General features: G+C 36.6%; 17 protein-coding genes. 9 read left to right on the plus strand and 8 right to left on the minus strand.

Annotation, left to right across the window (positions count from 1 at the left end):
* Positions 1-506 precede the first annotated feature (506 nt).
* From ACLJX0_RS14450 to ACLJX0_RS14475, 6 genes are all read left to right on the plus strand, one after another.
* Positions 507-2,369, plus strand: a complete 1,863-nt coding sequence (locus ACLJX0_RS14450) for a DEAD/DEAH box helicase (protein ID WP_410881416.1) — start codon at positions 507-509, stop codon at positions 2,367-2,369.
* 67 nt (positions 2,370-2,436) lie between these two features.
* A complete protein-coding gene (locus ACLJX0_RS14455) occupies positions 2,437-3,192 on the plus strand; it encodes a carboxypeptidase-like regulatory domain-containing protein (RefSeq protein WP_410881418.1) in 756 nt (251 codons plus the stop codon).
* Between the two features lie 112 nt (positions 3,193-3,304).
* The gene (locus tag ACLJX0_RS14460; protein WP_410881420.1) at positions 3,305-4,558 is read left to right on the plus strand and encodes a dihydroorotase; all 1,254 of its coding nucleotides are present in this window, start codon (positions 3,305-3,307) and stop codon (positions 4,556-4,558) included.
* 34 nt (positions 4,559-4,592) lie between these two features.
* Complete coding sequence (locus ACLJX0_RS14465) at positions 4,593-4,937, plus strand: hypothetical protein (RefSeq protein WP_410881422.1); 345 nt, start codon at positions 4,593-4,595, stop codon at positions 4,935-4,937.
* Between the two features lie 2 nt (positions 4,938-4,939).
* Positions 4,940-5,593, plus strand: coding sequence for an alpha/beta hydrolase (locus tag ACLJX0_RS14470; protein ID WP_410881424.1), 654 nt, complete (start codon positions 4,940-4,942; stop codon positions 5,591-5,593).
* A gap of 522 nt (positions 5,594-6,115) precedes the next feature.
* Positions 6,116-7,582 (plus strand): amino acid permease, encoded by a 1,467-nt coding sequence (locus ACLJX0_RS14475; RefSeq protein ID WP_410881426.1) that lies wholly within the window; start codon positions 6,116-6,118, stop codon positions 7,580-7,582.
* Positions 7,583-7,659: 77 nt separating this feature from the next.
* On the opposite strand, the gene ACLJX0_RS14480 is transcribed toward ACLJX0_RS14475, so the two are convergent.
* Positions 7,660-8,322 (minus strand): MarR family winged helix-turn-helix transcriptional regulator, encoded by a 663-nt coding sequence (locus ACLJX0_RS14480; protein ID WP_410881427.1) that lies wholly within the window; start codon positions 8,320-8,322, stop codon positions 7,660-7,662.
* 397 nt (positions 8,323-8,719) lie between these two features.
* Between ACLJX0_RS14480 and ACLJX0_RS14485 the strand changes: the two genes are divergently transcribed.
* Positions 8,720-10,912 carry a DPP IV N-terminal domain-containing protein gene (locus tag ACLJX0_RS14485; protein WP_410881429.1) on the plus strand — a complete coding sequence of 731 codons (2,193 nt, stop codon included), beginning with the start codon at positions 8,720-8,722 and terminating at the stop codon, positions 10,910-10,912.
* Between the two features lie 146 nt (positions 10,913-11,058).
* On the opposite strand, the gene ACLJX0_RS14490 is transcribed toward ACLJX0_RS14485, so the two are convergent.
* On the minus strand, positions 11,059-11,586 hold the full coding sequence (locus ACLJX0_RS14490; RefSeq protein WP_410881430.1) for an SMI1/KNR4 family protein: 528 nt from the start codon (positions 11,584-11,586) through the stop codon (positions 11,059-11,061).
* 112 nt (positions 11,587-11,698) lie between these two features.
* On the minus strand, positions 11,699-13,234 hold the full coding sequence (locus ACLJX0_RS14495; protein WP_410881432.1) for a helix-turn-helix domain-containing protein: 1,536 nt from the start codon (positions 13,232-13,234) through the stop codon (positions 11,699-11,701).
* 694 nt (positions 13,235-13,928) lie between these two features.
* Here ACLJX0_RS14495 and ACLJX0_RS14500 point away from each other — a divergent pair.
* Both ACLJX0_RS14500 and ACLJX0_RS14505 read left to right on the plus strand, forming a co-directional pair.
* Positions 13,929-14,417 carry a hypothetical protein gene (locus ACLJX0_RS14500; protein WP_410881434.1) on the plus strand — a complete coding sequence of 163 codons (489 nt, stop codon included), beginning with the start codon at positions 13,929-13,931 and terminating at the stop codon, positions 14,415-14,417.
* Positions 14,418-14,823: 406 nt separating this feature from the next.
* Positions 14,824-15,516 carry a TetR/AcrR family transcriptional regulator gene (locus tag ACLJX0_RS14505; protein WP_410881436.1) on the plus strand — a complete coding sequence of 231 codons (693 nt, stop codon included), beginning with the start codon at positions 14,824-14,826 and terminating at the stop codon, positions 15,514-15,516.
* A 215-nt stretch (positions 15,517-15,731) separates the two neighbouring features.
* On the opposite strand, the gene ACLJX0_RS14510 is transcribed toward ACLJX0_RS14505, so the two are convergent.
* The 5 genes from ACLJX0_RS14510 to ACLJX0_RS14530 all read right to left on the minus strand — a co-directional run bounded on the left by ACLJX0_RS14510 (position 15,732) and on the right by ACLJX0_RS14530 (position 21,098).
* Positions 15,732-16,262, minus strand: a complete 531-nt coding sequence (locus ACLJX0_RS14510) for a lipocalin family protein (protein WP_410881438.1) — start codon at positions 16,260-16,262, stop codon at positions 15,732-15,734.
* 168 nt (positions 16,263-16,430) lie between these two features.
* A complete protein-coding gene (locus ACLJX0_RS14515) occupies positions 16,431-17,306 on the minus strand; it encodes a helix-turn-helix domain-containing protein (protein WP_410881440.1) in 876 nt (291 codons plus the stop codon).
* A gap of 829 nt (positions 17,307-18,135) precedes the next feature.
* Positions 18,136-19,362, minus strand: a complete 1,227-nt coding sequence (locus ACLJX0_RS14520) for a TCR/Tet family MFS transporter (RefSeq protein WP_410881442.1) — start codon at positions 19,360-19,362, stop codon at positions 18,136-18,138.
* Positions 19,363-19,459: 97 nt separating this feature from the next.
* On the minus strand, positions 19,460-20,335 hold the full coding sequence (locus tag ACLJX0_RS14525) for a helix-turn-helix domain-containing protein (protein ID WP_410881444.1): 876 nt from the start codon (positions 20,333-20,335) through the stop codon (positions 19,460-19,462).
* Between the two features lie 40 nt (positions 20,336-20,375).
* Positions 20,376-21,098 (minus strand): toxin-antitoxin system YwqK family antitoxin, encoded by a 723-nt coding sequence (locus ACLJX0_RS14530; RefSeq protein WP_410881446.1) that lies wholly within the window; start codon positions 21,096-21,098, stop codon positions 20,376-20,378.
* Positions 21,099-21,124 lie beyond the last annotated feature (26 nt).

Below are 21,124 nucleotides of genomic sequence, written 5' to 3' on the forward strand. Positions count from 1 at the left end.
TTATGATATCTTAAAATGGTGTAGCACAACTACATTTTGTGCATTTTTTTTCAAACTTCATGGACAAAATTACAAGTAGTTTTGTAAAAACAAAGCACATCTCTTGTTTTTTTTATCTCTCAACTACTTCTATCTGCGAGTCGTCGTAAGGATAGTACAGTTAAATGGAGCTAAATAATTTAAAATCAGCATCCTGACAAAACTTCTCAAAACACGAACTCGTTTTTCCAGGGATTAAGTTTATTTATTTGCTGTACTTTTGACTAATTCTCCTTTTTATCTTTGAGTTTTTTTTATTTCATTCCTTATCTATTGACTTTATCTTTAGCAAACAGACAGTTGAATATCTTTTTTTATAATTCACAATCTTTTATTCCTTTAGCTCTTAAAAATGCTAAAAAAGGCAATTTTGACAACCTAAATCATTTTTTTTATTTTTTTTATAGCGATAAACTCATATTTAATAAAAGAATAGTAGTACCTTTGTGCCTATTTTTAAATTTTATATGAACAATTTCGAACTATTAGGTCTAAATGAATTGCTACTATCTGCAATTAATGATTTGGGATTTGAGAATCCTTCAGAGATCCAAGAAAAAGCAATTCCTTTATTATTAGAAAAAAATACCGATATTGTTGCGTTAGCCCAAACAGGGACTGGGAAAACCGCAGCATTTGGTTTTCCGCTTATTCAGAAAATTGACCTGTCTAAAAAACACACTCAGGCGTTAATCTTATCGCCAACACGTGAATTATGCTTGCAAATTGCAAATGAAATCAAACAATACTCTAAGTACGTAAAAGGACTTCATACAGTAGCTGTATACGGTGGGGCGAGTATTACAGAGCAAGCAAGAGAAATCAAGCGCGGAGCGCATATTATTGTAGCTACACCAGGTAGAATGCAAGATATGATTAACCGTGGAATGGTTGACATCAAACATATTGAATATTGCGTGTTAGATGAGGCAGATGAGATGTTGAATATGGGGTTTTATGAGGACATCACCTCAATTTTAGCTGACACACCAGAAGACAAAAGTACTTGGTTATTCTCTGCTACAATGCCTGCTGAAGTAGCAAGTATTGCAAGAGAGTTTATGTCTAATCCTGCTGAAATCACAGTTGGACACAAAAACCAAGGTTCTACTAATGTTAGTCATGAGTATTATTTAGTTTCTGCAAGAGACCGCTATTTAGCGTTAAAACGCTTAGCAGATGCCAATCCGAATATCTTCTCAGTAATCTTCTGTAGAACCAAGAGAGATACCCAAGCGATTGCTGAAAAGTTAATCGAAGACGGATACAACGCAGCAGCTTTACACGGGGATTTATCGCAAGCACAACGTGATTCGGTAATGAAAGCATTTAGAGGAAAACAAATCCAAATGCTCGTGGCAACTGACGTTGCAGCTCGTGGTATTGACGTGGACGATATTACACACGTAGTAAACTATCAACTTCCAGATGAAATCGAAACCTATACCCACCGTAGTGGTCGTACAGGACGTGCTGGAAAATCAGGGGTTTCTATGGTGATCATCACCAAAAGTGAGGCGCGTAAGATTTCTCAAATCGAGCGTATCATGAAAACGAAATTCGAAGAGAAACCTATTCCTTCTGGAATTGAAATCTGCGAAATTCAGTTGTACCACATTGCTAACCGCATTAAAAATGTAGCCGTTAGTTCTGAAATTGATACTTTCTTACCTTCAATCATGGAGTTATTGGAAGATTTAACAACGGAAGAATTAATCAAAAAAGTAGTTTCTGTTGAGTTTAACCACTTATTAGAATACTACCAAAAATCAGGTAACAGCTTAACTAATGTAGGCTCAGCAGGAAGATCATCAAAAGAAGTTCCAACCGATGGAGCGGTTCGTTTCTTCTTAAACTTAGGAGCGAAAGATGGTTTCGATTGGATGAGCTTGAAAGATTACTTGCGTGATACGCTCGATTTAGGACGCGATGATTTGTTTAAAGTGGATGTAAAAGAAGGATTCTCTTTCTTTAATACTGATGCTGAACACGCGGATAAGATTATGACTGTCTTAAACAGCGAAACGTACCAAGATCGCCGAGTAAATGTTGAAATTTCAAATAACGACGGCGGTAGAAATGCAGGAAGAAGAGATCACAACAGACGCGGACGTGGTGGAGACGGTGGTTTCCGTTCTGAACGCAGAGATCGTGGTGAAAGAAGTGACAGAAGAGGAGGTGAACGATCATCAAGTAACCGTTCTGATCGCGGAAATCGTTCAAACGATAGAAATAACAGCAGAAACGACAGAAGCCCTCGTAATGAGCGTAGCTCTTCTAGAAGAAGTGGTGACAGCAGCAGCGCACCAAGAAGACCTAGAAGAAGTTAATCTGTTAATTTTTTTCAAATAAGACATAAAACTGTAAAATATCTACTATTTTTAAGCAATTTTAAAAATGATGAGAAATTTTACAGTTTTTTTATTTACATGCCTATTCTCTTTTGTAGCCTGGAGTCAAGCTTCACAAGTAAAAGGAACTATTTACAATGACAAATCACTTTTACCCGTTGATGACGTAAACGTAATTAACATCACTCAGGTAAAAGGAACCGTCAGCAAAAGAGACGGATCTTTTGCCATAGCAGCCAATCTTAACGACTCTATTCACTTCTCGTTTCCAGGTTATTTACCCATCAAGCTAAAAGTTACCAACGATTGGCTCAACAATGAGAACCTAAAACTGTATTTAACAGAACAATCCATTGAATTAGCCGAAATCTTCATTAAGAAATACGACTTAACGGGTATTCTCGAAGTCGATACCAAGTTAATTGAACTCAACGATAAACTTCAAATTAACTTTCACAGACAAGGAGGCATACCTACGTATAATATTGCTGTGGGAAGTTATTTTAGCCCCGTAGATGCCGTTTACAATTTATTTAAGGGTAAAGCGAAAGAGCTGAAGAAACTGGAAAACATTCGCGAAGACCAGAACATGATTGCCTTAATGCAAACGCGTTATGACCGGGAAATTGTTTGTGGTTTGTTGGGTATTACACAAGAAGATATAATTAAGACACTAAAGAATTGCAATCAAACGGATCGCTTCATCTATACGGCTACTGATTTCCAAATCTATCAGGCGCTAAATGAATGCTTTGAGAATTCGAAAATATTAGTCAAAAAACAAACAAATACACCCAAGTAAGGGGTGTATTTTTTTTGTGCTTTTCTTCGAATACTTCCTCGCAAAACCAAAAAATAAAAAGTATTTTTGTACCAAGTAACTACACATAACTAATTTTAATTTTCGCACTAAAATGAATATCATTTTAAAATCTGCAAAAGTCATAGATTCAACAAGCCCTTTCCACAACCAAGTGGTTGATTTACACATTAAAGATGGAAAAATTGAACAAATAGCGGCGTCGATTATCGATGCTGAGGCTACAGTCATTCAATTGGACGATTTACAAGTTTCTCCAGGGTGGTTTGACACATCGGTTTCCTTTGGCGAACCGGGCTATGAAGAGAGAGAAACTTTGGCACACGGATTAGAAGTAGCTGCACGAAGTGGTTTTACACAAGTAGCCATTGAGTCGAACAACAATCCCATCACTGACAATCAGAGCATTGTGAGCTTTATCAAGCAAAGAGCCAGTGGACAAACGACAGAAGCTTTCCCTATTGGCGCTTTAACAGTAAAAAGCGAAGGAACGGATTTAGCGGAATTATATGATATGAAAAATGCAGGTGCGATAGCCTTTGGTGATTATAAAAAGCCAATCGACAATGCCAATGTGCTTAAAATCGCCTTACAATACGTACAAGATTTCGATGGCTTGGTACTGGCTTTTGCACAAGACAAGAGCGTCAAAGGAAAAGGAGTGGTTCACGAAGGAATTACAAGTACTACGTTGGGACTAAAGGGAATTCCTCCTTTAGCAGAAGAATTGCAAGTGGTTCGCAACTTATTTTTACTGGAATACACAGGTGGAAAAATGCACATCCCAACAATTTCAAGTGCGAAATCCGTGGAATTAATCCGTGAAGCCAAAGCAAAAGGATTACAAGTAACTTGTAGTGTTGCGGTACACCAACTGTTGTTAACCGATGTAAAATTAAACGAATTCGACAGCCGTCACAAAGTTTCTCCTCCACTGCGAGATGAAGCGACAAGACAAGCCTTACTTGAAGGGATATTAGACAATACCATTGACTGCATTACTACCGATCATACTCCGTTGGATATTGAGCATAAAAAACTAGAATTTGATTTAGCTACATCAGGAACGATTGGATTAGAGTCTGCTTTTGCTGCCTTAAACACTGTTTTACCTCTAGACGTAATCGTGGCAAAATTAACCGCTGGACGCGCTATTTTCGGTCTTCCTACCGTTTCTATTGCAGAAGGAAATGAAGTAAACCTCAGCTTATTTACCACGCAAGGAACTTGGACCTTTACCAAAGAGAGTATTTTATCTAAATCTAAAAACTCAGCATTTTTAGGTAGTGTAATGCAAGGAAAAGTATATGGGGTAATTCGCCAAGACAAGCAAACATTTAATTTTTAGGTTAACTAAAAACAATTTATATTATTCAAGTATTATGATTAAAACCTTTACGGCAAAAGAAATTGAAAGCGGAAAGAATATGGCACTTGCTTCACACCTAACTATTTTAGGTTGTATGATTGTCATCTTTATGAATATTGAGCCTAAAAACAAATACACTGGATTCTACATCAAACAAACCTTTGGATTACATTTGATGTTTTATGTATTTGCTTATTTTGTAGGGAATATCGATTCTCTTTTTGCCACTGTTCCCTTTTACATTTGTTTTATTGTCTTATGGTTCTATAGCTTTTTGGGCTCTGTTCAAGGAGAAATACGCGTACTACCAGGTATAGGTGGTTATTTTCAAAAATGGTTTGACAAATTATCAGCATAATTATGGAAACAACATTATCAATCCCTTATTTGATTCAAGAACCGAAGGTAAAAAAGGATAAAAACCCTTTAATCCTTTTACTCCACGGCTATGGGAGTAACGAAGAAGATCTGTTTTCTTTTGCTAGTGAGCTTCCAGAAGATTACTATATTGTATCAGCTCAAGCGCCCTACCCTGTTCCTCCTTATGGATATGCGTGGTATGCGATTCATTTTGACGCGGATGCCAATAAGTTTTCTGATGATCAACAAGCGATTGAATCTCGCGATTTAATCGTAAAATTCATCGATGAATTAGCAACAAAATATGCCATCGATTCAGACAATATCAACCTCGTTGGATTTAGTCAAGGGGCAATTTTAAGCTATGCGATAGCCTTGTCTTATCCAGCTAAGATTAATAAAGTGGTCGCCTTAAGTGGTTATTTCCATGCGCCCCTGATGAAAGAAGGATTCGAGCAAAACGATTTTAGTCACTTGCGCTTGTTTGCCTCTCACGGTACAGTGGACCAAGTTATCCCTATAGATTGGGCGCGAAAAACATCACCTATCTTAGCGGCACTTCAAATCAAACACCAATACAAAGAATATCCAGTAGGTCACGGGGTACACCCGTTGAACTTTGCGGATTTCAAGCATTTTTTATTGGAAGATTAGGATGAAAGAAGAGAGATTTCCCCCCCCCATTATGTATAACATACTATTTTGTAACTATAAAAAAAAAGAACTTCTGAAAACCAGAAGTTCTTTTTTTTATATGATTTGGAAATATGAGATGAAATAGTATCGTTTTTAGCGAATCCCCCAACTAACCCTCAACGAACCCTCAACTAACTCTCAACTAACCCTCAACGAACCCTCAACGAACCCTCAACTAACCCTCAACGAACCCTCAACGAACCCTCAACTAACCCTCAACGAACCCTCAACTAACCCTCAACTACCCCTCAACTACCCCTCAACGAACCCTCAACGAACCCTCAACGAACCCTCAACTACCCCTCAACTAACCCTCAACGAATTTCCTCCTACGACAATTCCCATATGGAAGAATAGCTACTCCAAAACGTATAAAATAGAAAGCAAATCCAGCTATTACATATCTTTTTCACATAATCCACAGAAAAAAGTTTCGTTCAAGTTGATTAATATTTACATTTGTTAGAAATGAACCCAAGCATGACAGAACAAAACAACAGCACTTCCAGCGTGCAGCGCAAACTCAAAGCCCGACATTTAACCATGATTGCCATTGGCGGTTGTATTGGTACAGGTTTGTTTATGGCCAGTGGAGAGGCGATTCACCAAGCAGGACCAGGCGGTGCAGTATTAGCCTATGCTGCTATCGGTATCATGGTTTATTTTCTAATGACCTCTTTGGGTGAAATGGCTACCTATTTACCCGTATCTGGTTCCTTCAGTACCTATGCTTCTCGCTTTGTTGATCCTTCGTTGGGTTATGCCTTAGGTTGGAACTACTGGTTTAACTGGGTTATTACAGTAGCGGTCGATGTTTCTATTGCAGCTTTGGTTATTTCCTATTGGGAACCGCTGAGTTTTCTTCCCCCTTGGGCGTGGAGCTTACTCTTCTTTGGTATTATACTAGGATTAAATACCTTATCAGTCAAAGCCTATGGGGAATCTGAATACTGGTTTGCCTTTATCAAAGTAATTACTGTGATTATCTTTTTAGGAGTGGGACTTTTGACTATTTTCGGTATTCTTGGCGGTGAATACATTGGTTTCAAAAACTTTACAACTGGTGATGCTCCTTTTATTGGCGATGGATTTTCAGGCAAATTTCTAACAGTTTTAGGTGTATTTCTTATTGCGGGGTTCTCTTTTCAAGGGACTGAGCTTATCGGAATCACAGCGGGAGAGTCCGAAAATCCAGAGAAAAATATCCCCAAAGCTATCAAGCAAGTATTTTGGCGTATTCTAATCTTTTACATACTCTCTATTTTTGTCATTGGCTTACTTATTCCCTACACGAGTCCAGAACTTTTAGGCGCAGATATTACGGAAGTTGCTAAATCTCCTTTCACTTTGGTTTTTGAAAAAGCGCATTGGGCTTTTGCGGCTGCTTTGATGAATGCGGTTATTCTCACCTCCATTCTCTCTGCGGGAAATTCGGGGATGTATGCCTCCACTCGTATGTTGTACGCCATGGGGAAAGACGGCATGGCGCATCGCTCTTTTGGGCGTACCAATGCCCAAGGTGTACCTATCCTCGCTCTACTAGCTACGGCATGCGTCGTATTGCTTATTTTTATCATTCAATCCGTTACCCCAAAAGCCATTGATTTTATCCTCGCCGCCTCAGGTTTAACTGGATTTATCGCTTGGTTGGGAATTGCAATTAGTCACTATCGCTTTAGACGTGCCTATGTTACACAAGGAAATAACCCTAAGCAACTGGTGTACCGTGCCAAACTTTTCCCTTTTGGCCCTATCTTTGCCTTTGTTCTTTGCCTTTGTGTGATTATTGGTCAAGATAGCAAAATGATTTTTGAAGGGATTTTTGATTGGAAAGGTATCTTCATTACCTATATGGGAATTCCATTTTTCCTGTTCTTCTACTTCTACCATAAACTAAAATACAAAACGAAAGTAATTCCGTTAAAAGACGTAGATTTGAGGAGGTAGGTGGCGGTTGACAGTTCTCGGTTGAAAGTTCACGCATCACGCATCACGATTTACGCATCACCACTTACCAACAATATCTACTTCACCTTGTGCGCTAAAACAAGATCCAATAAGTCAGTTTTACTTTTATGTTCCATAAATACCTCTTCGTGGAAATCTATTAGGCGTTGAAGTAAGAGCTGCAACTGTTGTTTGTCTTTTCCGCCCAAATTTCCATTGATTACTAGAGAAACACGTTGAATTTCTTCCATTTGCTTCTCTAATTCTCGTTGTCCTAATGTAGTAATTTCAATTATTTTGCTTCTCTTGTCTACTTGAGAATCTTTTTGTTGGACAAATTCCGACTGAATTAAACGGTTGATTATTTGCATGCCTGTTGGTTTTTCTTGTGCACTCATTCGAATCAATTCCATTTTTGTCATTGCTCCATGCATCCATAAATTGAGTAAGACAATAAAATTATCTTGGCTGGCAAAAGTCCCCTCTCGCAATAATACACGCCAATACATTTTACTATAATTGGCTAGCTTATATAAGTCAAGTGCTATCTGTTGTTCCGTCGTCACCTTTTCATCCGTTACCTCGAATTCCTTCGAAACAGTAGGTTCTTCATTTTTCTCGCGAATCCACTGCTTAAACCCTTCAATATTTTGAGTATAACATGATACTGTTTCCCTCTCGGCATTTTGCTCAAATTCGAAAAGAAGATACATAAATTCAATTAATAATTTGTGGTTCATTTTAACCTAAAATATTTAAATAACACAAAGCAAGACGTACAACGGCCTTCTCAAATATATCTATTTAAAACTATTATTTATTTTACTGTATTTTCATCAAATAAAACATATTGAACTTGTTTTTATTAATTTTTTTTTCATTATACCATGAAAAAATTAGTGTATTGTCCTAAAAAATCTCAATTTGAGAATGTTTTCTTTTTACAAAAAAAAATCACCCTCCTTCATTTAGAAGCATTGCTTCTAAAAAAGAGCGATTTTGCTTCCATTTTTTGGTATTTACCTCATCATCTTTCCCTTTACTGGCAAAAAATCCTTCGCCTCTTATTAAGGACGTATTGGTCACACAAGAGAAAAACCCTACCTTAGTGCGCGATAAAATTAATCATACAATAGAATGAAAAAAATACACTTACTTGCCCTAGCTATTCTTTCGAGTAATTTTCTTTTTGCTCAGCGTAATCTGACGATACAAGAAGCAACACTAGGACAGTATACCACATTTGCACCAGAAAAGTTAACTCAACCGAGCTGGAAAAATGCAAAGACATTAGCTCATTTGAATACAAAGCGAGACAGTATGTTTATTCGTCCGTCATCGCAGCAATGGAGTTCCTCTTTTCTACTAACAGCGAATGAGTTAAACCAAGCGATTGCAACTTCTATTCCGGAAGGCACTTTCAAAATAGCTACTTTTCCTTCAGATCTGCTATGGAAAAGCGAAACAGTATTAGCTTTTTCTGTGGTGGACTCAGATCAAAAATTCAGATGGCTCTTACAATATCATATAGAAGATAAAGAAATAGAAGTTGTACAAAAAGTACCAACTCAAGGTCAAGAATACATTGTTTCTAGAAATAGCGATTATATTGCTTGGTTAAAAGATAACAACATCGTCATTTCAGATAAGAAAGGACAACAAACATCCGTTACTACCGATACAGATACAGCTATTGTTAATGGTAGTTCGAATACACACCGCAATGAATTTGGTATTACAAAAGGAATGTGGTGGAGTCCAAAGCAAGAGCAATTGCTTTACTACCGAAATGATCAGTCCGAAGTGACGGATTATCCCTTGGTTCAATGGAATTCGAGAGTTGCCGAGAATCAGAACATTAAATATCCCATGGCTGGCATGACCAATGAACGTGTCTCCTTGGTGATTTACGATGTATACACGCATGCCAAAGTGGTTCTTCAAACAGGAGAGAAAGATCAATTCTTAACGATGGTTACTTGGGATCCTTCGGGGAACTACGTCTATGTGGGGGTATTAAACCGCGAACAAAATCACTTAAAATTAAACAAGTACAATGCGGCAACAGGGGCATTTGAAACTACCTTATTTGAAGAGAAGTCGACAACCTATACTGAACCTTCTCAAGGTTTAATTTTCAATCCGGCTGATAGTAAAACATTCCTCTATTTATCTGAAAAAGGAGGATATCGCCAGCCGTATTTATATTCAACAGAAGGTAAGTTAATCCAAGCCTTAGGTGAGGATACTGTTATTGTAGAAGAGATTTTGGGCTTTGACAAGGAAGGTAAAAACTTGTACTATTTAGGGATTACCAATCAAGGTTTAGATCGTCATTTATTTAAAGTAAACCTTAAAAAAGCAAAAACAGAACAACTAACTACGCGTTCTGGAACCCATGCGATAACATTCAATGAAGATAAAACCTTGTTTTTAGATTCTTTCAATAGCATAGAAATTCCGAATCAATTATCCATTGTACAAACTGCCAATCAAAAAGAGGTAGCGTTATTTACAGCCAAAGACCCTTACTTAGATGTGATTGATATGCCTAAAATGGATATTGTTACGATAACCGCTGCGGATGGAAAAACGCCATTAAATGCACGTGTAATTTACCCTACCCATTTTGATGCAACAAAAAAATATCCAGTTATGGTGTATGTTTACGGCGGACCACACGCTCAATTGATTACCAATACTTGGTTAGGAGGATCATCGTTATTTTTCCACTATATGGCACAACAAGGCTATCTTGTATTCACGGTTGACAACAGAGGAAGCTTCAATAGAGGACGTGATTTCGAGCATGTAATTCATCGCCAACTGGGACAACATGAGATGGCTGACCAAATGCAAGGAATTAAGTATTTGCAAACCCTTCCTTATGTGGATCAAGAAAAAATAGGTGTATATGGTTGGAGCTTTGGAGGATTCATGACTACGACGCTATCCGTTACACATCCTTCTATTTTCAAAGTAGGCGTTGCAGGTGGACCTGTCATGGATTGGAAAATGTACGAAATCATGTATGGCGAGCGCTATATGGATACACCTCAAGAAAATCCTGAAGGATATGAACGCACGAGTTTACTCAATAAAGCGGCTCAATTAGACAACCGACTTTTAATTATTCACGGTGCGCAAGATCCAGTTGTGGTTCAACAACACTCGATGCTCTTCCTTGAAGCGTGCATCAAAGCAAATAAACAAGTAGATTATTTCTTGTATCCTACACATGAACACAATGTACGTGGCATTGACCGTATTCACTTGAATACCAAAATTGCACAGTACTTTTTTGATCATTTAGCTAAACCAAGAAATTAATCTCTTTTCTAATCAAAAAAATCACGGGTAATCAATAAAGATTATCCGTTTTTTTTTATCAAAAAAGCCTGCATATTGCTATACAGGCTTGACAAACTAAAAAAACGCATCAATTCTTATTTAGTAAATAAGTAATTCTATTTTTTCTAACACAGGAATAGTTCAAGCGAATTTGCTTTGATTTCGACTAATTGACTTTCAGTAGAAACGAAGTTAAAAATAAGTTCCTCTTCACTCCACCTAGGAGAGAATCCTACATGTTCTGACTGTTCCTCCATAAATTCTTCTAGGCTATCCACATCTGCATAAAAGGAAGCATCCAACCAAACAATCTGGCCCTTGCGTTGTCCTTTTGTAATTTCAGCGTATTGATTACCCTCGTAATCTTGAGCAAAAACAAAGAGGTAATCAGATAGAATACAATCTTCATTACGCTCAATAATGTCCCAACTATCTTCTAGCCCATCTAAAGTATACCACTGTATTTGGGGTACTATAAGCTCGTGACTCAATCCAACAAAAGGATTCTCTGCCCTAGGTTGTACTTGAATTAACAGTAGTTTTCGCATGTCTTCCGAAAACCCAAATCGACGTTGTAAGGTATTGATTTCTCTTACTATAGCAATCGTTACCCCAGAATCAACAAAAAATAAATGCTTGTGATAGTGTTCCATCGTTTTTTTTTGACTACTTAAATTTCATCAAAAAAAAGATACCAACCACCCAACAATCAATAAGATAACTTTTTGATAACCTTGGCAACACATAGGGCAGAAACCAACTGAACTACCTCTTTTTTTTCAGCTGTTCAATGAAAGTGGAAGGAGAAATTCCCTTGATACGCTTAAATGTAATGGTAAATCGACTATGGGAAGCAAACCCACACAAATCAGCCAAATAGCTTATCTTATATTTAAGTGTTTCCGGATTTTCTTGCAACAACAAAACGATATATTCAATGCGTAGCGTATTGATATAACTAGAGAAATCCTGTAGTTTATGGTGTTTTATTACATAAGACAAGTAGCGATGATTGACTCCAATTTGGCTGGCGAGTTTACTTAGGGAAATTTCGTGCTTGAGAAATTCTTTCTTTTCTTCAAATAGTTGAATCCCCTGCAGGATTAGTTCTTCTGTTTCACGGGAAATATAGGTGTGATCAACTCCTGTATCCTGTGATTTCACGGCCTCTTCCTGTACAACAAATGGTTGAGTGGCAGGACTTGCAACGGGGAGTTCTTTGAATTGGAGGGTGTATTTCCTTCGGTGGTAGTAAAACAAGGAAATAAAAATCAAGAGACCACTACCAATGGACAGGCTATACCAAACGTATTTTTTATATGCATCTTTTGTAGCTCCTTCTTTTTCATAATATGATCCGACGAGAAAATCTGCAATTTTTGTTTGCACATTCAACTGTTCTTCGATCAACTGCATGTATTTTTCATTATAAAGCACATAGGCTTGGGCATCTCCTTTTTGCTTCGCATAGGTTATTAAGGAAGCTAAGGCTTGTTTTTGCAACTCTACAAAATTGGATTGTTCTCCGACGGCTTGTGCTTGGTTCAAATAAGAAAATGATGTTTCAAAATCTTGGCTAATTAAATGAGCCATCCCTAAGCTCTTGTAAATAAATCCCTTTAATGGACTTTCAGGATAAGCTGAATCACGCAGTTCTCCTTGTGCTCTTAATAAAAAATCAATTGCTTTTTTTTCATCGGCTAAGTGAATATAGTTTTCTGCAATAAGTTGATCGGTACTCGCTAAATGAAAAAAGCGCAATTTAGCATCCTCTATTTTGGCAAATTCTATTCTTCCCTCCTTTAGGCATTTAATAGCTTCCTCATACAAGGAGGCATTCATGTGGTAATACGCTTGTTCTTGCATTAAATTACCTTTCAAGACACAGATTTCCAAAGGATTAGTAACGTATTTACTCCAATATCTTGCCTTAATCAACGACAATTTCCCCAACGTTTCGATACCATTTTCGCGATATAAGGTAGACAAAGCCCCATGAATTCGCGCTTGTATAGTTGGGTATTTGTATTTATTAGCCAGGCTATCGGCTTGTTTTAGTGTTACAATAGCGCGTTCTCTATTTCCATATTGTCTTAACAACGAGGCGCGTAACATAAAAACTTCTATTTGCTCTTTATTTGTCTTGGAAGCTTGCTCCAGTTGCGTTAGATGTAATAAAGCGATTTGAGGAGTTGAGATTGAGGCATCTTTAGATACCCGCTGATAGAGGCTATCAAAGGTGTTATTTTGAGCATGGCTAGTCGTAGTAACCAGAATACAAAATAGGATTCTAAAATTCATTAAAATTGCAATTTTTAAGCAAATACAGCGTAGGATATTGCTTCTATTTATTATAACTATTGGTTCATGGTAGGGGCTTTTTATTACTTGCTATACGGTTGATTTACCTTCCTTCATACCTATACATTAAATTAAATCAACTCAAAAAAGCCTATGTCGAAACATAGGCTTACTATTGAACACAAATATAGTAACACAACAATTAAAATGGGGACCTGATTTTATTATACAGTATTGTTGTCTTCATAAATTCAATGTTCATACGTTGGGATTAAATTTAATATTTTATATAAATAAAATATTTTTTTACATTTCTTTTACAAATATTTAACTAACATTCAACAAATTAAAGAAAATGACTTTACGAATTGCGTAATACAACAAACAACATTAATAACAATGTATTGAAAATCAAAATATTACTATAAATAAAAAGATTTAAAAAAAATAGTTGTTCATCTAAATTTACTTTTTTTGTCCATAAAAAGCGATAAAAAAGTCAACGAAATCTCAAAAAACGTCATTTCTTGCTTTTTTTATTTCAGGCAGAGCCAAGATGCAACAAAGAGATTGTAAGGGATGAGCGTCCTTTTTTGTCGTTTTATAGCAAAATTTGTCCCTTATATGGGTTTCAAATTCTAAGGAATACATAAAAAAAAAGCGTATATTTAAGAGTAAAAAAAATTAATACGCTATGAAAACAACTGAATTAACCGCTCAAATTCAATGCTTTTTGGATTATAACGAGCCACTTGTGCTACAAGTGTATGCTATCCTTGACGACAATACTGAACTTGTCCCATTATTTCTTACCCGAGATGAGACCAATCACCTCAGCTATCTATATAGTGAGGAGCTTTCAAAATTAGTAAAGAAGAACAAGCACCATTTAGATGCTTCTAATGGTTCCATTTCGGAACTATTTTTCCAGGGTCAAGGTTTTTTAACAGCCGACCAACCGCTTTCCAATCGTGAATTACCCACTGTGAAGTACTTACTCATTGAATTAAAGAAAGACGAACAAAAAGTTCAACTCCTCAAAAAAATAACCCAAAAACAGTTGATTGAAGGCAGACGACAACAATTAGTTAAAGCTGCGCCTAGAATTAGCGCCCGAAATGTCTTAGACTTGACCCCTAAAGTAAAAGCTATCTCGATGAACAATCACACCTTTATCGCTTAGCTTCTTGTGTCAAATCATCCCAAAGTCTTTAATTATTGACCTTGACATGATAGGCATCGAATTATTTATTTCTATGGGATGTATTTGGTTTCCTTTTATTTTTGATTCTTTCATTTAGCATCTAATTGTAGATGTAAATTCATTTTTTATGTGTAATTTAACATTTTAATTTAAAAATCAAAAAACTAAGAAAATGCAGTAATACTAAAATAAAAAAGGACAATTGTAGTTAACCATCTACCTGTTTTTACCTTGTAATTTAGTAGAAAAAAGAAACGAAAAAATACAATTGAATTATTTTTTTTACATTTGGCGAACTAAGTGAAACGTAAACTTTCCATACTAGTATTGTATTGCATTACGGAATCAACAAGTTGTTGCTTTTCCCTCCCCTTAAATAATGAATATGAAAAATAAAAAAGAAACGATTCCCAACACCGATCAAACCCTCGAACCAGCGAAAGTAAGAAAAGTCTCCTCTGGACCTATACGCGACAAGGCACGTACCAAGAGTAAAATGATTGCTGCCGTGGGTAAGGTATTACAGAAGAAAGGCTATACAGGTCTCACAGCTCCTAATATTGCTAAGGCTGCAGGTGTGGATAAAAAACTGGTGTGGACGTACTTTGGTGGCATTGACAATTTGGTTGAGGAATACATCAATCAAAAAGATTTTTACAAGAGCACAGCTAAACCCGATATAGACTATCTATTACAAGATCCAGATAAATTGACCCAGAATCATATCAATCAACTGCTTCAAAATCAATTTGAGACGTTATTGACCAACCGAGCACTACAACGCATCATTCACTGGGAAGTTGGAGAAAGCAATGAGATATTGCGCAAAATAGCGGATAAACGCGAAGAGATTGGTGAGGAATTGTTTTCCAAAACAAGTCCCTATTTCGAGCATTCAAATGTTGATATTCGCGCGCGTTTAGCCTTAGTAATCAGCGGTATTTATTATTTAACCCTACACGCGAAAAACAATGGAAGTAAATTCTGTGGCATTGATATTAATACAGCAGATGGAAAGCAACGCATTTCAGATGCTATCCAGGAGTTAGTATTTGATGCGTACGATAAAGTAAAATAAAAAAGAGAAGCTAAAATATAAAAACTAGACATATCCCAAATAAGGGTCTAACTTTTTGGGGCATGTCTAGTTTTTATCTTTTATTCTTTTTTGATTAAACATCGACTAAAATGCCTTCCTTCTTTCTTAAGAGAAGAAACAAGATTATCCTAAAAGACTGACTAAGGAGCAATTAATCTACCTTGGATTAATGGTGAGTTTTAGTGATGCCTACACTACTCTTGTTGAACCCAGATTAAGCGAGAGACATCATATCCCACTTTTTGAGCTAGTGACAAATAGTTTTGTTTAATCTCTTCGGGTATACTTTTTTCTCTGGAGAGTATCCACAAATAATCTAGATTTTTTCCTGCAACTAAAGCATATTGATAATTTTCATCTAGTGCAATCACATTATAGCCCGAATAAAAGGGACCAAAAAAGCTAACTTTTAGCGCACCCACGTTTTTCGCCCCTCTAAATTTAGCAATTCCTTTCGCTTGCTTCCATTCGTTGTCTTTAACGTTAAACCCTCGGTTCAAAACCTGGAGATTTCCATTTTTATCGAGGCTGTAGTATGCCGTAGTATAAACTAAATCTTTTTCAAAATAAAAGTCAAACCGCGCAATTTCATACCAAGTACCCAGGTAACGATTGACCTCAAAATTTTCAACTGCTTGCGCTTTCTCGGGTATTGCCTTACCTGTACACGAAATACAAAAGAACGATACGAAAAGGAAAAAAGATAATCGATAAAATACCTGCATAATTATACGAATTTAGTGTATCTCAAAGCTAAAGAAATCAACGAAAACAACCAACTCTAAAATAGAATCATTTTAAATAAAAAAAAATCTCCGTCTTTTCATCTTCAAAAAAAAAACAATAAACAGGTTAAACTATTCACTAAACAACCCAAATAATTCCTTATTTGCTCAGTCTTTACTATATCTATTCTTGTATTCTAAGGGATTTAATCCTGTATGTCTTTTAAAAAAAATAGACAGGTGGTTGGCCTCCTTAAACCCCAACTGATACGAGATGACATTAACGGGTAAGTCCTTATACAGCAAACACCTGCCGATTTCCATCACTATTCGTTTACAAATCCATTTATAAGGCGTGATATTCTCATTTTTTTGAAACGCATATTCAAGCGTTCGCAATCCTATATTTAATTCCTCTGCATACCTCTTAACACTATATCCTTTATTCAAATTCTTGTTAACAAAATCTTTAAATTTAGCCACAATCAATTTTTCATGTGAAACCGCTAACTTTTCCTCCACTGTAGTTTGATTCAACGAGCGTTCAAGAAAGATTAAAACATTAAACAAATAATTATTGAGTACGTAGCGTTGCTTTGGATAGTATGGTTTCATTAATTCCTGGTTGATGATATCAAACAGCAATACTAATTCCTCAAAGTGATTCATTACCTCAATGCGCTTACACATTTCTGTCTGTTTAAATAAAGTAGAAGTATGAAAAAACTGAAAGTGCATTTCATCAATACAAAAAAAGTCTTCCGTAAAAATAAGAATCTTCGCGTTGTGATTTATCGGTTCTTTCCATTCAATCACCTGATTTTTGAAGAGTACTAGCACCTCTTTGGACGCCACCTTTATTGGATTAAAATCAACATTCAAAATACCTTCTCCTTCAGTAAACAAATGAATACTAAAAAAACTAAGCTCATGAGGGGTAAAAACAAAATCGTGTCTACGCGCTAAGACGCTATCTAAATTTTCGCAATTTATATAAAGTCTAGTAGAGGATCGATGCATAAACGGCTCTAAAGGTATCTTCATCGTACTGTTTTTCTTTCATCGTTAAACCCTAGTGTACAGGCTTAAACTTGAAAAACAAAACAAAGTAAAATTGAAAGAATAATAGGATACAAACCCGAATTTAAAGTACACATTAAAGCAAAAAACTTCACAAATTAGGATACATTTATCCGACAAAAAATCAACTAATACTATTTTTATAAGCCCACAATTAAATTAATCATTATTTAAATACGTATCTAAAAAATATTTTTTGTTAATTAAACACAATTAAACATACAATAAACAGTTGTCTTTGTTCTAAATGCAAACGATTGGCAATGCAAAAAGCACGCAATTGCTTGCGTGCTTTTGTAAAGGGGATTTTCTGTTTTCTTTTACTTCCTACAGGAGGATTTTTCTAAAAAAATTGTATTTGTTGTTTGTTCATGAGCGAGTATAATAAAGCCACCCGGTTTGTAGACCTCAAAGATAAGTTTACACTAAATTTCTTTCGCGTACTAGTCCCCACTAACTCCTTACCTTTTATGTGGCTTTATTTGTTCTATGCTTTTTGCCTGTGCTAACGCAATTGAAACGATAGCTAGCAAACAGCAGTACTTCCTTATTAGTAGAACAAATATAGGGGGGAACATTTTTTTTCACCCTACAGATTAACGAATAAAAAAGAGATATTCTAACAATCCAATGCTAAAATTGGAATGCTTTATGTGTTGAACTGAAGATAATCAATGGATTAACTCTATTTATTTATAGTAAATGATTCGTAGTGAAGGAGTATAGAGCAAGAGTTTTCTCGTATAGATTGCTCCTTACAAGTCAATATCCGTATGAAATAAGTTTGTCCCTTCTAAACCTCTTGTTTATGATAATTTTTAAAACTAAAATAGACGAGCCCCACACTCATCAACATCAAGATAGCAGCTACTAAAAATGGAGCACCTGCAAATGTAGGAGGAGCATCTTCTTGAGTAAAATAATAGAATAGATTCGTCATTAGCGGTGGTCCTATAATGGAAGTGACACTAACTAAACTGGTTAATGCCCCTTGCAGTTCTCCTTGCTGATTGGCGGAAATACTTTTACTAAGGAAAGACTGAAGCGAAGGGCCACAAATTCCCCCCAGCGCATACGGAAGTAAAAAGACATACATCATCCAGCTCTGATTGGCGAAAGCAAACAATAAAAGCCCTAGGGCATAAAATAACAAGCCTAAGTAGATGCTTTTTTGCTCTCCTAATTTAGGGGCACTCCATCGAATTAAAACCCCCTGTACCAATCCAATGCACAGGCCCAAGACCCCTAACGAAATTCCGACTTGCCTTGCTGTCCAATTAAATTTGTACATCGTAAAGAAATGCCAATTACTCTGAACTGCGTGAAGTCCAAGATATACAAATACTAGCGCGAAAACTAGCGTAGCTATTTTGGGTTGTTTGAATAAAAACATCAGAGAGCCCATCGGATTCGCGCGTTTCCATTCAAACGGTCTTCTTTTACTTTTAGCTAAACTCTCGGGAAGCATAAAATACCCATAAAGGAAGTTTAGAAAACAGAGTACTGCTGCCACATAAAAAGGCACTCGTGCGCCGTAATGTCCCAATAAACCGCCCAAAACAGGACCTATAATAAATCCCAAACCAAAGGCAGCACCAATTAGCCCAAAATTCTTTGTTCTATTTTCGTCCGTAGACACATCAGCAATATAAGCACTTGCCGTAGAAATACTAGCTCCTGTTAGCCCTGCAATTACCCGACCTACAAACAACCAGCTGATAGAAGGGGCAAGTGCTAACAATAGATAATCCATAGAAAAACCAAAGAGAGAGAGCAATATAATAGGACGCCTTCCATATCGATCACTCAGATTTCCAACGAGGGGTGCAAACACAAATTGGGTAAAGGCATAAGCAAAACCAAGCCAACCTCCATAGGTTGCAGCTTGACTAAGATCACCTTGAATCAGTTCACCAATCAGTTTCGGAACGACAGGAAGGATAATCCCCCATCCTGTTATATCGAGCAATAGCGTAATAAATACAAATCCAACTGCTGCTTTTTTATCTTTTTTTTTCATGGGATAAAAATAGACAGCCAAGCGCAACAAGTTGTTGACGATTTACAAGGTTTTACATACTATTTCTAAACCTGTGTTCTGTTCTACTACGCCCTAATTACTCTTCCTCTCGATATACTTTGGGTGACTTACCCGTGTTGCGTTTAAAATAGCGACAAAACACACTAGTCTCTGTAAATTCCAAGGTATTGCTAATTTCTTTTATGGATAAGCTTGTAGATTTAAGCAAGGTTTTAGCATGTAACACCAAAACATGATCGATCCACTGTAAGGTAGATTTTCCTGTATGTTGTTTCAAAAAAGAAGAAAGGTACTGCGTACTTACATGGAGTTGATCGGCATAAAACTGTACATTCCGTTGTTGGTGCGCATGGGTAGAAACTAACGAATAAAAGTTGTCAATCATTTCATGTGTTCGATTCTTTATTTGACCTTTAGGATTGGGTTCCTCCTGATACTGTTCCATAATCAGCTGAATCAACCCCATAACTAGGTGTTTGAGCATGTCTATTTTATGGGAACTTTGCTTCTTGTTGTATACATTTTCAATCAGTTGAAGGAGTTCTTCTTGTAAGAGAAGTTCTTCTTGATTCAATCGAATGATTGGCTGCCAACGAAGCTGATCGTTCAGTACAAATTCTCGTAAAATTGGAAATGAGGAAATAAAATCAAAAGAAAGACCTATTGTAACGATTTCTGCCTCTTCACTTAAAGACATAGTTTCTATCATAACCTGTGGCGGCACAACAGCAATATCTCCTTCTTGTACTTCATATTCCGTAAAGTGAATGCGGGTTCTCATGGAACCTTTTAAAACAATACCTAGCAAAAGACCTTCAAACAAACGACTGTGCTTCGTATAGTCCTGATTGGGCGTATGATGTTGATGAAACACAACAATTCCTTCAATTTTCCTTGTTCCATCCAGGTCGTATAAACCATATACATTATCAAGCGTTATAAACAAAGCCATATTTTTCCTTTTTTTACATCCCAAAAGAAGTATTTCACTGCTATTTCTTATTCACAATAAGCTCCCCATGCTCATAGCTTGCCTCTCCGATCAAGTGTCCGTCTGTATCATATCCCCTAACCATACCCTCTAATTCTCCATCCACATAGTAGGCTTCTGCTGCTAGTTGTCCATTCTTGTAGTATTCTCTACGTTGACCTTCTAATTTTCCTTCCTTATAGTAGGCTTCCACTGATAGTTGTCCATTTTCATGATACCCTTTCATCATCCCCTCTTCTACTCCATTTTTATGCTGTACTTCCAGAGAGATTTGCCCGTCTTCATAATACTTTGTACTCACTCCATCTAACTTTCCTTCTGTAAAACTTGCATCAATTGCCACTTGTCCAGTAGGATAGTACTCCTTCTTGCTTCCGTCTACCTTCCCTTTCTTATACATCGTTTCCATCTCTAGATGTCCTTGTGAATCATATTCCTTCCTTATCCCCTCTTGTTCACCTGCTTTAAAATTGGCCTCTATCTTTACTTGTCCATCTTCATAATAGCGCTTCACGATTCCTTCTAACTTTCCATGGGTATAGTTTTCCTCCACATCTACCTGTCCATTCGCGTGATAACTCCGAGCTACTCCTGTAAATTTCGTTGTTGTATTCTTCTCATAGCTTATCTCCTCTCGTTCTTCTAAATCGTGAATACTCACTTCTTTCCGACTACAATTTACATATACTAAAGCCAGTAATGCGATATATACTATTCTTTTCATCCTTATTTAGTTCTCTTTTTATTAAT

Origin of the sequence: Myroides sp. DW712, assembly GCF_046557355.1 — a bacterium.
GTDB lineage: Bacteria > Bacteroidota > Bacteroidia > Flavobacteriales > Flavobacteriaceae > Flavobacterium.